We start from the raw sequence: 16,037 nt of genomic DNA, 5'->3' as shown, positions 1-16,037 counted from the left end.
TTTATTGGCGTATTTTGTCGGTCCGGTATGACCAGGGCAATAATTCGTCGATCTGACAGTTGGGATGGCCGTTAACGATCCTAGTGAGGACGTCGGTGAGATAGGCCAGCGGCTCGACGTTATTGAGTTTGGCAGTTTCGATGAGCGATGCGATGGTCGCCCAGTGCTCGGCCCCGGCGTCGGAGCCCGCGAAGAGGGCATTTTTTCGATTGAGAGCAATTGGCCTGATGGATCGTTCGACGGTATTGGAGTCGATCTCGATGCGGCCGTCATCGATGAACCTGGTCAGCCCATCCCATCGCGACAAGGCGTACCGGATTGCTTCGGCCAGCTTTGTCTTCTGGCTGATGAGGCCGAGCTGTTCGGTGAGCCAGGGCGCTAGGCTATTGGTGATCGGGCAGCTCTTCTCTTGACGGGCAGCGTGGCGCTCTTCGTGCGTGCGTCCGCGTATCTCGTCTTCGATTTTGTAGAGGTTGGCAATGCGCCGCAGCGCCTCGGTCGCAATCGGTGCGGGTCCGGCTGCGGCCAGTTCGTAAAAGCGCCGACGAACATGGCTCCAGCAGAAGGCCAGTGATACAGTGTTCTTGGCGGCTAGGGGCCGATAGCCACTGTAGCCATCGACCTGCAGGACCCCGACGAAGCCGTCGAGATGAGTCATCGGGCGCTCGGCCTTGCGGTCCGGCGCATAGACATAAACGACACCCGGCGGATCGCTTCCCTGCCACGGTCGATCATCACGCGCATAGGCCCAGAGCTGGCCCGTTTTCGTCTTGCCGCGCCCCGGATCGAGCACAGGAGCTGTCGTCTCGTCGGCAAAGAGCTTTGATGATGTCTTCAACACATCGAGCAACCGTTGATGAACGGGCCGCAGATGCCAGGCGGCACGTCCAACCCAATCAGCGAGTGTCGAACGGTCGAGGTCCATGCCCTGCCGCTTGTAGATTTGCGCCTGGCGATAAAGGGGTAGGTGGTCGGCGTATTTAGAAACGAGAACCTGGGCGACAGTTGCTTCAGTCGGAATCCCGCCTTCGATCAGCCGGGCGGGAGCCGGAGCTTGAACGACGACATCCTCGCAGGCTCGGCAGCCATACTTCGGGCGGCGAACAACCAGAACCCGGAATTGGGCAGGAACGATGTCGAGCTTCTCACTGACGTCCTCGCCTATGCGATGCAGATTATGACTGCAGCCTGGGCAGGCATGGTCATCGATATCGACGATCATTTCGATGCGTGGCAGGTGAACTGGAAGCGAGCCTCTATTCGTTCGCCGTTTGACGACCCGCGTCTGGCGCAGATCGGCTGAGACTTGCTCCTTCTCTTCCAGACCATCCGCCGCGACCTGTTCGGCCTCTTCCAAGCCTAAGAGAAGCTGATCTTCGGGAAGCGTTTCGGCACGGCGACCAAAGCGGTGATGCTGCAGTTCCTTGATGATCTGACGCAGGCGGGCATTCTCTGCCTCGCGCGAAAGCACCATCGCCTTCAACGCGTTCAGGTCATCCGGAAGTTCGTCTGCCGTCATCGTCATTCGGCAAGAACAGCATGTTTTGCCCCTCGGAACGAGAGGCTGGATGCGCCTGATTCAATTGGTCGCGGCCTTTAACCTGCCTGGACAGGCGTGCGCGTTTCGCTCGGCGTATGCACGCGCTTCCAGTCCAATCCCTCGAACAGGGCCGAGAACTGGGCGGCCGTCAGATGCATTACGCCATCCTGCATCCGAGGCCAATGGAACTCGCCGTCCTCAAGCCGCTTGGCAACCAGGCAGACGCCGTTGCCATCCCAGAAGATCAACTTGATGCGGTCGGTGCGCTTGGCCCTGAACACGTAGATCGTGCCGGAGAACGGGTCGGCTCCCATCTCGGCTTTCACCAATGCGGCCAACCCTTCAGCACCCTTGCGGAAGTCGACAGGCTTGGTGGCGATCATAACTTTCGCCGCGCCGGACGGACCAATCACGATGATGCCTTCATGGCCGTAATGACGGCTGCAATCGTCGCCGCATCAGCGCCAGATGCAATCCTGATGGTCACCCCACCAATCTCCAGCTCAATCAGCGCGTCTCCATGAACCTTCCTCGGCGAGGAGGCTCGCCGGACCTTCTTGGGCAACGGAATGTCCTGAGGAACGACAATGGCAGGCGCAAACATCGGTGTCTCGTCCGACACTTCATCGAGCGGCCTGCGAGCATGCCGTCGCCAGGTGAACAAGTGTTGTGACGTCAGCCCGTGACGCCTCGCCACTGAGCATACCGTCACGCCGGGCTCATAGCTTTCCGCGACAATCTGCGCCTTCTGCTCGTCGCTCCATTCGCGACGACGACCATTGCCGGTGAATACCTCGAACCGGCGAACCGGCTCATCATCCTTGGATTTAAGCGTAAGCTCTGAAATCGACATATGTCTAAGCCCTCTATGCAGGCTCAACATCGTAAATCACTAGATGATCCGGAAGGTGGGGTGGAAACGCCGCTTACGCCTGTGCTCGAGCAATATTCGAAGCGGTTTCTTGAAAACCGCTTGTGGAACAACCCGTCCCTTTCGCCCCGCGACCGGAGTATCGTCACCGTCGCAGCGCTCGTCGCAACCACTCAGACTGCCTCGATGCCTGAGCAGGTCGCGCTCGCGCTCGACAACGGCGTCAAGCCGTCCGAGCTCTCCGAGCTTGTGGCGCATCTATCGCTTTACACGGGCTTGGCGAACGGAAATGCCGCGGCGGTCGTGATGCGCAAGGTGTTCGCCGAACGGGGTGTAGCTGCCGATCAAATGGCACCAGCCACCGCGGAGCTACTGCCCCTTAACGAAGCGGCCGAAGCAACGCGGGCGGCACGCGTCGCCAAAAACCTCGGAATCCAATTTCAAGAGCTTCAGGATCTTACGACGGATGTCCTGTTCAAGGACCTCTGGCTCCGGCCGGCACTTGCTCCCAAGGATCGAAGCCTGGTGACCGTCAGCGCACTCGTTTCGACAGGCCGCACCGCACAGCTCACGAGCCACATCAATCTCGGAATGGACAACGGTCTGACTGACGGACAGATCGCGGGAGCCATCACGCATCTCGCTTTCTATACCGGTTGGCCTAACGCCATGTCCGCGGTCACCGTCGCGAATGAAGTGTTCGAAAAGCGCCGCGGCTAGATCAGAAGGGTCGCCCCTATGCGCAGCCGCGGCCAACACCTCCCCATCAACAGAAGGAAGCAAAAGATGGAACTGAACCGAAGAGACCTGCTGTTGGCAGCAGGCACGCTGGCCGCGGCGACGAATGTCGGTGTAGCGCAGGCACAAACCACCACGGGCCAGAACAGCACGGCCCCCACGACTCCATCGGATATCGGACGGCGCAAGCTCGGCTCGCTCGAAGTGTCGAGCGTCGGACTCGGTGTTCAGAACATGAGCCGGACCTATCAGCAGACCATCCCCACTCGGGCGGAAATGCGCAACATCATCCGGAGCGCGTTTGAGCGCGGGCTGACCTTCTATGACGCTGCCGAAGCCTACGGACCGCATGAAGTCGAGAGGATGCTCGGCGAGGGCGTGGAGCCGTTCCGCGACCAGATCGTCATCGCCACAAAGTTCCGGTGGAACATCGATCAGGAGACCGGGGAGCGCAAACCGGGGCTGAACAGCCGTCCCGAGCACGTCAAGATCGTAGTAGAAGGCATGTTGAAGCGGTTGCGCACCGACCGCATCGATCTGCTCTATCAGCATCGCGTTGACCCCGAAGTGCCGATTGAGGACGTCGCCGGCGCAGTCAAAGACCTCATGTCGGAAGGTAAGGTTCTGCATTGGGGTCTCTCGGAAATGGGATTGCAGACGTTGCGGCGCGCGCATGCCGCTGTACCCCTTACCGCTGTGCAGAGCGAATATTCCATGCTGTGGCGCGGTCCCGAGAACGGCGCGATTCCGGTCTGCGAAGAACTCGGCATCGGCTTTGTGCCGTGGAGCCCGCTTGGCGTCGGTTTTCTGAACGGAGCGATCGATGCCAAGACAACGTTTGCGCCAGGCGACATCCGGAGCATCGAAGGCCGCTTCTCCCCCGAAAACATCCCCCACAATCTGGCGCTCGTAGAGCTCCTGAAGGTATGGGCCGACCGAAAGCAGGCGAGGCTCGGTCAAATTGCTCTGGCGTGGTTGTTGGCTCAGAAGCCATGGATCGTGCCGATCCCTGGCACCACCCAGATGGCCCACATGATCGAAAATATCGGTGCCCCGGCCATCCAGTTCTCGTCCTCGGAAATCGCAGAGCTCAACGCCTCCGTCTCGGCGGTCAAGATCGCCGGAGCGCGGCTGCCCGATGCCGTTCAAGCCTACTCGGATGTGGAAGCGCCACGGAAGGCGTAAGTCATCATTGAAACTCGTGACCATACTTGGCCCAAAGCGATTGCCGCTTTGGGCCAAAAAGCCGGGAGTTCTCGCCTTGATAGGAATCGAACGGCCGACCCAGCCATTACACAATCTTTTGCTTGATGGGAACAGGACCCGAGACCCGTCGCAATGCGAACCGTTGGAAAAGAAGACGATTTTCGCGAGATCAATACCCTGGCACTGAAAGCGCAACAAAGTAGTATCTTAATCTTCGTCGACCGATACTGTTACTTGGATGTCAAGACCAGCTTTAGAGATTGACGATACATCAGAATTAAGAAGTTTAAATGTATGGCCTGCGTCCAGTCGGCTACGGTCGACGCACATGAAAATATCGACATACGCACTCTCGATCTCTGGCAGCGAAAGTACATCTAGAAAATTATTCCCTAGAGTGCCTATCAATTTCGCTACCGCTTCACTCACGTTCTCGTCCATGAGAGGAATTGACAATGTCCACATACCAGTACGGGCACGAGCGGTCGAGCCACTCGCTAACAGTCTCTCCTCGCCAGCTTTCCAACGCGCGTCAGGATCTACCCCTAAGAACTTTGTCAAATTCTCAGGATCTAGGTTGTCTCCATGGAAGTATACTGAGATCGATCCAATCTTCTCCAATTTATTCATCTAGGTTTCCGATCACCTCTCCGTCTGGATTAGCAATATCGCCTGTTTCAGGATCAACACCATAGTCATCTCTTGCTCGCCCCTTGTCTTTTTGTTTCGCACGATGAGCCCTGTCTTTAGCCTCTCTGACAGGGATGTCGTGTCGACGCCCCCATTCAGCTGCCCCCTTGTCCAGCGGCCAATAACCACGCGGAGGGGCCATTGGGCTAATCAGCGGAGACTGATCAGCGGAAGGGTCGCTGGGGAACAGCGGCCCGGACAAACCTGCCATACCGCTAGGGACCGGACAAGCGTTTGGTGAATTTGGTGGCCAGGGAAACGGCAGACCCGGCGGCCATTGAAGCCCTACCTTCCCAGTGGGGTCGATCCGAGACAGCGGATCGCTGGCCACATATGTGTACAAATTTGTCGTATCGCCATTTTCGCCGATGGGATCGCGAGATAGCCAGCGGCCTAGTATCGTATCATACGCTCTGAATAGTGTTAAGCTGAGGCCGGCGCTTTGCTGATTGAAATATCCACCAAAGCCGAAGTCCGAAATAGCCGTCACAGGCTGGATCGCCCGCCCCCAGGGATCGAAGTCGTAACTGGGTGCGCTACCGCCGCTTAGAAAAACACGTCGAACCGATCCGAGTTGATCAATGCCATAAAATAGCGAGGGATTCGATGCACCGTACTTATATTCCCCTTCTTTTACATATGCTTTCGATGGCGTGTTAGATTCGTCGCGTGCCTGGCAGATCACGCTCCCGCACCAAACATAGACCGTAGTGGAGGCTAAACCTCCGCCGGCAGGCGTTTCTTGGATCTCGACACGCCGATCGCGCCCGTCATATGAAAAGTTCGTCAGCTTTCCCGGCTGGGAGGCGTACAATATCTTTACGAGTCGATCCTCTGCATCCCAAGCAAAGGTTCGCTCACCATCTGACAGGAGATTACCATTCGCGTCGTAACTGTAGGCATGGCCCGAAACCTCGGACACTTCATTGAGAATATTGAAGTTGACGGCCTGGGCTGCAGAAGAGGGTCGGGCGACGGCAGTGTCGCTTGACTGAATGGTCTGCGTAATCGTGTTTTCCGGTGTCGTTTGGAATGTGAAGTTTGTATATTGGCCAGCCGCCAAGCCTGCATTGCCAACGCCCGCAAGACGCCTGTCATGGGTATTGTCTAGATAGCTCCACGTGGTATTGAGGTTGGACGTCTGGGGAAGCAATTGCTGAACAGTGCGTTGCGATGTTTGTCCCAGATAGCTGATCTTGAAGGCGCCTAGGTCGCTTGCGTGATCGACAAGGCGACCGATAGCGTCATATCCGAACGTTTCAGGGCCACCGCCGGCAATCTGGCGGCTCGATAGTCGGCCGAGCTCATCATAGGCGTAATCGATTGTATGAGAGCAGTCCACGGCACCGGTAGCAGTGAAACACTCGGATTGCAGACCGAGAGCACCACTCTGGAATGGCGGCTCGTACTGATAGTTTGTTGTACCCGAGCCGTCGGCCATCGCCGTTAACCGTGGAAAATAGCTGTCGTAGGAGAACGACACATTGGGTGTCGGATTAACAACGTTCAGATAAGAGATGCCCGCCAGGCTATCGTCTCGCCCATAGGCATATTGTTTTGTTTGTCCGAGCGGGTCGAGGACAGACTTTAAGCGGCTTATGGTGTTTTCATAAGCGTAGGTGATGCTTGTGAGATCGGCGTAAGTCTTGCTGCTTAAACGGCCCTGGATGTCATACGCCCAGCTCGTCGCATTTCCCTTTGGATCGGTCAAAGATGCGACTTGCCCGCGTTCGTTGTAACCGATCAGTGTGTCGTTGCCGGATGGATCAGTGACCTTCGTCAATCGCCGATTGGCATCATATTGGTACAGCCACAGCTTGCCCTCGCGATCGCGATAGGAAACAAGGTCGAGGCGGTCATAGGCGAAGCGCTTGGCGGTCCCGTCGGGAAAGGTAATGCTGGTTACCCGGTCAGCGTCATCATAGGCGTAGATAACGCTCCAGCCTTCGGAATCCGTGTAAGTTTTGATGCGGACTTTGGCGTCGTATGTATATGAGGCGGCTACGGCATCATTGGCATTGGTGACGGTTTGTAGATTGTGGGCGCTGTCATAGCCGTAGCTGGTCTTTTGACCCAGCGGATTCGTTTCGGAAACTAACTGCCCGACCGTATTGTAGCGATAAAGCGTCGTTTGCCCTGCGGCATCCGTTGCACTCACCGGCCTGTGTTGGCCGTTGTAGGTGAATTGGGCAAGGATCGTCTGCTGGCCAAACTCGGTGCTCTGCGTGACAGCGGCAAGATCAATCTGGTTGGCATAGAGATAGGAGGTCGTCCGTCCCAACGGATCGATTTGTTTGGTTAAATTAAGAAAGCCCGCGGTATCGTAGGAATATTGGCTCATCTGAGTCGAGCCGTCATCTAAAACACGCGCGACAGCGGTAGGCTCGCTATAGGTCCCTCCGATGATGCTTGCCTGAGACCCGGTCTGGCCAGGATAATTGTACCACTTGCGATTTTCGAGCGGATACTTGACGCTCTCGAGTGCCGTACCCTTGATCGATGAATCCGGCATATGCACGAAATGCCGTATGCGAGCCTTTGTATAGTCGCAACCGCCTGTGTCAGTGCAGCCGGCCGCAACATAGGCGCTTTTGTCCCAATGGAAGCTGTTGCGGTAGGTGAGATAATTGTTAATCACTCCGGCAGGCATTCCCACGGGCACGGTCGCAGTGGGATCGCTTGCAGGAATTGGGGCCGGCTCAAGCCATTCTTCGCGCTCTTTGAAACCAAGTGGATCGGTGACCTGAACAAACCTCGGCGGCGCGGTGGTTCCTGGCGCTGTATAGGCGAAGTTCGTCTCGCCATACGGCGTTGTCAGCTTATTAACCAAGGAATTGGCATCATAAGTGAAGCTGGAGGTAAGACCGATGATATCAGTGATCGAGGACAGGCGGCCGTTCGCATCATAGGTGAGCTTTGCGCTTCTGCCGAAAGGATCCGTCACCCTTGTGACCAGTAGCGGGCTGTCTGGTAAGCCATATGTAAGCGTCGTCTGGCGTCCGACTGCATCGGTCACGGAGGTAAGCCGCCGCTGGGTGTCATAGTTCAAGATCGCAGCATTACCCTGAGGATCGCGAATTTGGCTGAGAAACACCCGCCGCGGATAAGCGGTAGCACCGTCTGACTGGGTGTAGATTTCGACCGAACCATCTCGAAGCAACCGGCGATATTCCACAGGTGCTTGAGACGCCAGAACGAGGATCGAACCATCGTCATCCTGAGCTGCGAAACGTCTGGTTCCGGCATCAAAACCTTTGTAAACAAAGGACCCGCCGCCCGATAGGAAGCGCGACACATTGGCCCCAGCATTTGTGGGGTCATCCGTCACATAACTCAGCCAGTTCAGGCTCCACTTTGGGCTGACATTATAGAAATTGAAGTTCTGCGGCTGGCTGTCTTCGCGCTGATTATAGCTGATCCTCACCTTCATCGACGGGCCGATGGGTGGCTCATAGCCGACGGGCGTATCCGACAGGGATACGCTGACGCTCGACTCCTTGATGTTGTAGACGCAAAGCGGGCATTCACCACTCGAACCGGGTCGAGATAGCCCGAGCCAAGGGGAGTTCGGAAGTGGAGAATCCGGATCGGGATCGGACGCGTTTGGATCGCCCGCATCACCGATTCTCGTGGCACTGGTCGGCCCCTTGCCCCAGACTTTCAGTGCGTCGGATGCACCAAGCTGCTGCCAACCTGGATCGCCAGTGACATCCTTGGGGACAAGAAAATATCCGGTGGTCTCTTCATCGAGTGCGGCTTGCGTAACCCACATGTCGGACCCGTCGAATACCGAGTCACGGATATGGAAACGTCCATTTGCTACACCGACGACGGCAGCAAAGTGCCCCACCTTCCAATGAACGATGGAGGGAACAGGAACCTTCTGTCCGGCAGATCGCTTTATCAGCTGGTGATCGAGCTTTACCTTGTCAGCAAGCTGGCTGACCTCTTCAAGGCTCGTTCCGTTGTCGCTTGCTCGATACCACAGGAGAAAGTTGACGCTGTCGATTTCGGCGTGACGCTCGAGCATGAGAGCGCGCAAAGCCAGCGGCCCGCAGATAAACATATGGCGGGGATCATTCTTGACCAACGTCATTTGTTCGTGCGCGACCTGGAACCGTTCAGTGGCCGAGCCCACGACGGGCCGATCGCCGACGTCCTGCAGGAAAGCTTTCAGCTCTTCCGTTTGCCCGAGGTTTGCATAGAGCAAGGCAAGCTCACCGACCGCACGATCGACCAACGCACGCGCTTGAGGCTCTTTCGCGTCACGACCAAGCTCCCATGCCTGTTGCCAAGCCGCAATCGCCCGCGTGAAATAGCCGTCATGCAAATAGAGCAGCCCAAGATTGACATTGATCGCAGGAGCCCAGTTCGACTGCGGGAAGCGATCCAAGTACTCGGCAAGCTTGTTGTTGTTTGAGAGATCAGGATTTTGCGTGAAGGACGTTACTGCTTCGCGAAGAGCGTTGCTTTCCGCCTCGGAAACCGACCCCGTCGAGACCAAAGGTTCTGGCAGGCCAATGGCGTTGAACAACTCGTCGACACGTTCGGAGCTTGCTTTATTATCCGGAACGATCGGTGCTGCCATTGCCAGACCAACGGCGAGCATCCAAGCGCACGCATTTCCGACCAGACGGCATCGTGAAGTCCTTTTCCTTCATTCAACTTTCCAAGACATCAATGTTCCGGTCGTCAGCCCACCTTGTGGGTTGATGAAAAAAACAACATTGGAATAGCCCGAGGCCCCGAGCCAACCGGTTGACTTCGCTGTGCTAAAAAGCTGCAAGAAATTGGCACCGTCCTGGCTGATGCCAACTGAGACTGTCGACCCATCATCTGCGATCTGCATCCAGAAGGGTTGCGAATAACCGTTGCTGTTGGTCTGGAAATCGCCGCCGGAATAAGATGTAGCGCTGTTCCACTTCGAAACTTCGAATTTGGGGAGGCCGCCACTGATCGTCGTCGAGGCAAACAGATGGAGCCGATCGGTGCCATTGAACCATCCGATGCCAATGCCGTTGTAAGCCGTTGACGATCGGGTTGCACCGATGAGCGCGGTTATTTTGTAAGGGGGCGTCGGTGAAGGCACCGTACGAGCACTGATGTTATTTGCCGTTCCCGAATTTTGCGCCGTCATGGAGATGCCGACAGAGCTGTCAATCACGCCTGACGTACCCTGATTGAGCCAGTTGGAGAGGCCGGTCGAGGTCGCGCTCGGCGTTTCGGACAGGACCTGATGATAAAGTCCGTTTCCATCCGTTCCGACGTGCGGCGATGCCGAAATAGCGATCTGACCCGCACCATTTGCGATACTGATACCGGAACCGGCAGTTAATTGCTGCGGCTGAGGAGGATTATTCGTTGATCCGATAAGCAATTGACCGTTGGTGAGCGCTGGAATTGAGCCGAATTGGCCATCGGCAGCTTTCGTCTGGACCGAATATGCCTCACCTGCCGGTGCCAGCGAGGTCATGCATGCAACGAGAGCGTTGTAGTTGGCCATAACCTTAGTTGCATCGGGAGGATCGCCGTTCTGCAGATTGTAGGGCAAGGCGCATTCGGCCATTGCCTCACCCGCGCCAACAATCGTGGACAATGCTGCCATCCCGAGCGCAACAAGGCAAAGCCTAGTGAACCTCACGACACCTGTTTCCTTCATCGCGGGAGAACTCATTCTTGCCGCCAGGACAAGATTGTCGTTGTCGTGGGACTACCCTGCGGATTAGTCGCAACTACAATATTGCTGTACCCAGACGCCCCTAGCCAGCCGGCCGCTTTCGCGGTTGAAAACGCAGTTTGGAAATTCGCGCCGTCTTGGCTGAACGAAAAGGCGATGTTGGTACCGTCGTCGCTGATCTGGAGCCAAAGAGGCTGTGAGAAGCCGCTCTGGCTGCTCTCGTAATCAGTACTGCTAAATGATGTTGGGCTGTTGAACTTCGATACTGCCAGATATTGGACGCCGCCTCCGCGCGGGGTGAAAAATAGGAGATGTAGTCTGTTGGATCCGTTGTACCAACCGATCGCGCTGCCGGGGTAATTAGGACTATTACGTGTTCCCGCGAGGAGTGCTGTGATCTTATAGGGCGGCGTCGGCGCCTGCATCGTTCGACTGACAATGCCATCACCGCCGACCGGAGGGGCGCTGATGGATATGCCTACGGCGGTGTCGGAAACCGTTGCCGTTCCCTGATTGAGCCAGCCGGTGAGCCCCGTTCCGACTGACGTCGGGGTCGCTGACATGACCTGACTATACAATCCTCTTCCATCTCCCGGGGCGGGTTCTGCGGAGATGGAGATAGTCCCGGGTCCTTTGGCTATAGCAATGCCAGGCCCACCTACGATTTCGGAGGCCACAGGCGGCGAACCAGTGACGCCCAAAATAACCTGGCCGTCAGTCAGCGGGCCGACTGCGCCAAATGTGCCACCAGGAAGTTTCGTCTGGACTGCCTGATCGTTTCCTGCGGGCACCAGCGCTGCAAGGCAATTTATGACGGCATTGTAGTTCGCCATCAGCTGACCAGCGTCGGGCGTCTGACCGTTCTCGAGTTTGTAAGGAAGTTGGCACTGCGCGAACGCCGCGCCGGATTGCAAAAGAGAAAGCGCCGCCAGTAAGAAGACACCACGCATGCCTACCTGCCCGCATTATCGCGTTTGAGTTTATTTTTCGCTGAAAATCTCGTATAAGCTGCGAGAGTTTCCGCTGATTGTCAATGACTTTGAGTTGAGTTTTTTCTGACACTGAACTACTGCTTGCTCGCTGACGCTCGCCACACGTGCCGAACGTCTTCTGTAACCGATGTTCCGCCCTCACGTTGTCGTTACCGCCCTAATTTGTGATCGCCTTTCCATGGATGAGTAATGGGAGTTTCTCCATGGAGACTACATTGGAGGTTCTCACGACCAGGAAGTCTGGACGTGAGGTTCACCAGGCAATGGCCGGATGAGGTCAAGGCGCAGATTGTTTCGGAGAGCCTGCGGCCCGGAGCGACGGTGAACGAGGTCGCGGCACGTCACGGATTGAAAGCCAATCATTTGTCGTCCTGGCGAACGCTGGCGCGGCAGGGGAAGCTGGTTTTACCGGAGCCGGAAGACGCAGTCGAATTCGCGGCCATGGTTATCGATATGCCCGCACCGGAACCGCCGACGGCCAAAGCAGTCTCCCGCGCCGAGATTGTCGTCGGTGCGGTCATCATCCGTCTTGAGGAAGGTGCGTCCGCTGCCCGGATCGCCGCCATCGCGCGTGCTTGGCGGCGGCGACATGATCTTTCCATCGAACCGCGTGCGGATCATGGTGGCGACCAAACCTGTTGACTTCCGCAAGGGGCATGACGGATTGGCGGCGCTGGTGAAGAACGAGCTGCACAAGGACCCGTTCACCGGAACAGTCTTCGTGTTCCGATCTCGCAAAGCGGACCGGTTGAAGCTGATCTACTGGGATGGCAGCGGGATTGTGCTGACCTACAAGCGGTTGGAAGAGCACACCTTCACCTGGCCCAGCATAAAGGATGGACTGATGACGCTGACCCATGCCCAGTTCGAAGCCCTGTTTGCTGGCCTCGATTGGCGGCGGGTTCATGCCGTCAAGATGAGGACGCCGGAGGCTATCGAATAGCTGCGGCACGATGACTCAGCACGATAGATTCCGAAGGCAAAACGAGCCGGAATTTAGTAACTTCCGGTCATGCTTGATACCGCCGATCTCCCCGATGATGTTGCCGCCCTGAAGCGATGCTGATTGCGGCGCAAGCACGCGAGGCAGGCAAAGACGCCCAGATTGCCCGCAAGGATGAGCGGATCGAATCCGATTTCTGGCAGTTCCCGTCGATCCATTATGCGATCTTCTTCGCCCAGAACGTGAACACCATGGCAACAAGCCTGAGGAGCGAGAGATCCATCCAGGACAGGCCGGAAATGATCGCCAACCACTATGGGTCCTCCGCAGGAAAAGGCGGCACTCGCAGCCCGGATTCAGGTCTGGGAGGCTGCCGCATAGTAATCGTTTCGGGAAAAAACGGGCGGACCAAAAAGCCAACCCGCTTACGGTATGATATAAGCAATCCTTAGTTTGACCTACTATCCTGTTGTTTTCCCTCATATTTTGTGGCCGATAAGCTCAGATCCTGACAAAACCAGGATAAAAAGGAACGGCTGGCCCGCTCTCTGCAAAGCGATCGCCATAAGCCACTCCATCAAAACGCGGATAAAAATCCTCATCCAAGGCCGCGCGACATCCCTTTGTTTTTGTTTGGAATTCTCAACGGCTTCGGCTGGAAAAAGGTTCTGACACGACCGAACTCTGATATAAAGGGGATAAAAGAGGACCCGCTATGCCGATTCACGATCCCTGCGCACTTCTCAACCGATTGCTGGAAGAACCCAACGAAAGTGCGTGGTTGGAATTCAAGGTCAACAACAAAGACCCACGCGAAATCGGGGAATACGTGTCGGCGCTTGCAAATTCGGCAATGCTGGCGGGGCGAGATCGCGCGTTCCTTGTATTCGGAATCGAAGACCGTCCGAGGAACAGGGTTGGTACAGAGCTTCGCCTGCAGCAACTCAAACAAGGCAATGAGGATTTCACTAACTGGCTGGTCCGAATGGTCGAGCCGCGCGTGCTCATTGAGGTTCTCGACTTTGTGTGTGATAGTCTGACCTATTCCGTCATCGCCATCGAGCCTTCCTATGAACGGCCTGTAAAATTCGCCGGCACGGAATTTGTCCGGATCGGCGAAAACAAGAAAAAACTCGCTGAGTTTCCCGAGCACGAGCGCGCGCTCTGGATAGCGACCGGTCGTCGGCGTTTCGAAACCGCAGTCGCGTCATCGAACGTCACGGCCGACGACGTCTTCGCCACGCTCGACCCCGACCCGATTTATGATCTGACAGACGAGCCCAAACCGAAGAATTCTCAGGAGATCATTCGAAAGATGGTCGATGCGGGCTTCCTGCTCGACAATCTCGAAGGAAGGTTCGACATCACCAACCTGGGGGCAATCATGTTGGCGCGCGATGTCACGGTTTTCCCCTCGATCGCAGGAAAGACGGTTCGCATCGTCAAGTACGCCGGCCGTGACAAATCCCGCTCCGACTTCGAGCAGGAGGGCAAGAAGGGATACGCAGTCGGCTTCACTGGAATGATGCGCTTTCTGATGGAGCGGCTGCCAAAAGAAGAGCGATACATCGACGGCGTTCGACGTATGGTGCCGCACTTCCCGGAAACGGCTGTCCGTGAAGTCATCGCCAACGCCCTCATTCACCAGGATTTCATGGCAACCGGCGTCGGCCCAGTTGTCGAAATCTATGAGAACCGCCTCGAAGTCACTAATCCCGGTAATTCCTTGATCAGCACCGACCGCATTCTCGATGAGCGGCGTTCGCGAAACGAGAAACTCGCAGCGACGATGCGTTCCTTCGGGCTATGCGAGGAGCGCGGGGGCGGCCTTGATAAGACTTTGATCGAAATCGAAGCACAGCATCTGCCCGCTCCTGATTTTATCTCGTCTGAGAACTCGATGCGCGTCGTGCTGTTTGCGCCAAAGCCCTTCGGCCAGATGTCGAAGACCGAGAAGTTGCGGGCATGCTTCTTCCACTGTGTCCTGCGCTGGCTTACTCATGACTACATGAGCAACGCGACTCTCCGTGAACGCTTCTCGTTGACGCCGGAAGAGTATCAGGCCGTCTCAGCTGTGATCGCCGAGTCCATCAAACTCGGTCGAATCGCACCTGCCGATCCCGATCAAGGACGGCGAAACGCGCGGTACGTTCCGTATTGGGCAGCTTAAGCATCGCGCGCCGGTGCTGACATCCGCCGTGACTGGAGCAGAACCGAATAACCCTGCAATTGCGACAATCGGCGAGAGCCAATCTTCAACGCATCCAAGGGAAGATCCGGCACGAGCAAATCCCTCGCCTGGCCGGAGGCGTGTTTTCGGGTGGCTGAACGGCCGCTGGAGAAGAAGTGCCCAACAATAAGCCGGCGAGGAGCGAGATCGAAAAGCTAGACCGGGTTTACTGCGGACGTCACCCGCATTAATATATTTCTCCACAAGGAGAATGATTATGGTCAGCGCATCACGTGCCTACACACCTGCCGAGGCTGCGGCTGTCAGCGGGATCGCTGTGAAGTCAGTGCACAACGCGATCGACAAGCGGATCATCGCGACGCATCTCATCGGCAGCAAGGGTCGCGCGCTCACCGACGAGGACCTGCTGCGGTTGAAGCTCTGGTATGGCGTCGGATCGATCTTGTCAGCCGAGCGGCGCAAGCGTCTGTTCGACACCATCGATCAGAACCCCAATGCCGATACCGTCAGGGCAGACGACTACCTCATCGTCGATGTTGCGCGGGCTCGGGAGCAACTGGCCGCGCGCGCCGAGGCGCTTAGAGAGGCGAAACGAATGATCGAGAGGGTGGAAGGCATCGCTGGCGGAGAACCGGTGTTCAAGCGAACCCGTGTTCCTGTGCGGACGATTGCCGCGATGAAGGCGCAGGGCGCAAGCACCGCGGAAATCGTGGAGGGCTATCCTTCGCTCGCCGAGCGCATGGTGGAACTTGCCGAAATCTGGGTTGCGGCCCATCCCGCCAGGGGACGTCCGCGAAAGCTCTCGGAGGAGGGGCTGAAGGTGAAGTCCGTGAAGCGTCTGCGTCCTCGCAACGAGAGCGTCCTAAAAGCCCCCGGCTCTACCTCGTGAAGTTCCTTTCGATGAATGCCTTCACACGTGCCTAGTGGCCGTGGCGCAAGTACATGGCCACGACTGTTTCCATGTAAATTGCTGGGCGCGAGCGGCATACCAGATCTCATGCATATCGCTGTGCGAGCTTAGCACCTGCTACCTGAGGAATTGCGCACGAAACAGAACTGCAGGAACCCCTAGACTGGCAGCAGTTGGCTCCGGCTCCGGCTCCGAGCAGGAGCTTGAACAAAGCTGAACCGTTTACCTGTCGGGTGGAAGCCTCAAATTCGCACTCAATCGAGTTTTGATTCGTAAGCA

Annotated in this window: 14 protein-coding genes; 7 read left to right on the top strand and 7 right to left on the bottom strand. The window is 56.7% G+C overall.

Features of this window, described 5'->3' with window-relative positions; translation table 11 throughout:
* Position 1 precedes the first annotated feature (1 nt).
* The 3 genes from tnpC to tnpA (N2597_RS22965) all read right to left on the bottom strand — a co-directional run bounded on the left by tnpC (position 2) and on the right by tnpA (N2597_RS22965) (position 2,393).
* Positions 2 to 1,525, bottom strand: coding sequence for an IS66 family transposase (tnpC, locus tag N2597_RS22975; RefSeq protein ID WP_183599955.1), 1,524 nt, complete (start codon positions 1,523 to 1,525; stop codon positions 2 to 4).
* Positions 1,526 to 1,596: 71 nt separating this feature from the next.
* The gene (gene tnpB / locus N2597_RS22970) at positions 1,597 to 1,953 is read right to left on the bottom strand and encodes an IS66 family insertion sequence element accessory protein TnpB (RefSeq protein WP_040112685.1); all 357 of its coding nucleotides are present in this window, start codon (positions 1,951 to 1,953) and stop codon (positions 1,597 to 1,599) included.
* Positions 1,950 to 2,393: an IS66-like element accessory protein TnpA gene (gene tnpA, locus N2597_RS22965; protein WP_040112684.1), complete on the bottom strand. Its 444-nt coding sequence runs from the start codon at positions 2,391 to 2,393 to the stop codon at positions 1,950 to 1,952. Before tnpA (N2597_RS22965) ends, tnpB (N2597_RS22970) begins: the two co-directional genes overlap by 4 nt.
* Positions 2,394 to 2,408: 15 nt before the next feature.
* Between tnpA (N2597_RS22965) and N2597_RS22960 the strand changes: the two genes are divergently transcribed.
* Both N2597_RS22960 and N2597_RS22955 read left to right on the top strand, forming a co-directional pair.
* Complete coding sequence (locus tag N2597_RS22960) at positions 2,409 to 3,131, top strand: carboxymuconolactone decarboxylase family protein (protein ID WP_210282052.1); 723 nt, start codon at positions 2,409 to 2,411, stop codon at positions 3,129 to 3,131.
* A gap of 66 nt (positions 3,132 to 3,197) precedes the next feature.
* The gene (locus N2597_RS22955; protein ID WP_183599951.1) at positions 3,198 to 4,334 is read left to right on the top strand and encodes an aldo/keto reductase; all 1,137 of its coding nucleotides are present in this window, start codon (positions 3,198 to 3,200) and stop codon (positions 4,332 to 4,334) included.
* A 228-nt stretch (positions 4,335 to 4,562) separates the two neighbouring features.
* Here the strand turns inward: N2597_RS22955 and N2597_RS22950 are convergent, their stop codons facing one another.
* From N2597_RS22950 to N2597_RS22935, 4 genes are all read right to left on the bottom strand, one after another.
* A complete protein-coding gene (locus tag N2597_RS22950) occupies positions 4,563 to 4,985 on the bottom strand; it encodes a DUF4279 domain-containing protein (protein WP_040112682.1) in 423 nt (140 codons plus the stop codon).
* A complete protein-coding gene (locus N2597_RS22945) occupies positions 4,978 to 9,633 on the bottom strand; it encodes an RHS repeat-associated core domain-containing protein (protein ID WP_225881496.1) in 4,656 nt (1,551 codons plus the stop codon). The genes N2597_RS22950 and N2597_RS22945 overlap by 8 nt, the downstream gene beginning before the upstream one ends.
* Before the next feature lie 69 nt (positions 9,634 to 9,702).
* Entirely contained in the window at positions 9,703 to 10,641 is a 939-nt protein-coding gene (locus N2597_RS22940; protein WP_183599947.1) for a hypothetical protein, read from the bottom strand.
* A gap of 74 nt (positions 10,642 to 10,715) precedes the next feature.
* Positions 10,716 to 11,672, bottom strand: coding sequence for a hypothetical protein (locus tag N2597_RS22935; protein WP_040112678.1), 957 nt, complete (start codon positions 11,670 to 11,672; stop codon positions 10,716 to 10,718).
* A 231-nt stretch (positions 11,673 to 11,903) separates the two neighbouring features.
* Here N2597_RS22935 and tnpA (N2597_RS22930) point away from each other — a divergent pair, with 231 nt between their 5' ends.
* The 5 genes from tnpA (N2597_RS22930) (at position 11,904) to N2597_RS22910 (ending at position 15,737) form a co-directional block, all read left to right on the top strand.
* Positions 11,904 to 12,356: an IS66-like element accessory protein TnpA gene (gene tnpA, locus N2597_RS22930; protein WP_183599945.1), complete on the top strand. Its 453-nt coding sequence runs from the start codon at positions 11,904 to 11,906 to the stop codon at positions 12,354 to 12,356.
* Entirely contained in the window at positions 12,304 to 12,657 is a 354-nt protein-coding gene (tnpB, locus tag N2597_RS22925; RefSeq protein ID WP_040112676.1) for an IS66 family insertion sequence element accessory protein TnpB, read from the top strand. Before tnpA (N2597_RS22930) ends, tnpB (N2597_RS22925) begins: the two co-directional genes overlap by 53 nt.
* A 116-nt stretch (positions 12,658 to 12,773) precedes the next feature.
* Entirely contained in the window at positions 12,774 to 13,109 is a 336-nt protein-coding gene (locus N2597_RS22920) for a hypothetical protein (protein WP_183599961.1), read from the top strand.
* A gap of 263 nt (positions 13,110 to 13,372) precedes the next feature.
* The gene (locus N2597_RS22915) at positions 13,373 to 14,827 is read left to right on the top strand and encodes an ATP-binding protein (protein ID WP_183599943.1); all 1,455 of its coding nucleotides are present in this window, start codon (positions 13,373 to 13,375) and stop codon (positions 14,825 to 14,827) included.
* Positions 14,828 to 15,104: 277 nt separating this feature from the next.
* A complete protein-coding gene (locus tag N2597_RS22910; protein WP_183599941.1) occupies positions 15,105 to 15,737 on the top strand; it encodes a DUF433 domain-containing protein in 633 nt (210 codons plus the stop codon).
* Positions 15,738 to 16,037: the final 300 nt, after the last annotated feature.

This window comes from Rhizobium sophoriradicis (assembly GCF_025200795.1).
GTDB classification, from domain to species: domain Bacteria; phylum Pseudomonadota; class Alphaproteobacteria; order Rhizobiales; family Rhizobiaceae; genus Rhizobium; species Rhizobium sophoriradicis.
This window is presented reverse-complemented; position numbering and strand designations above follow the sequence as displayed.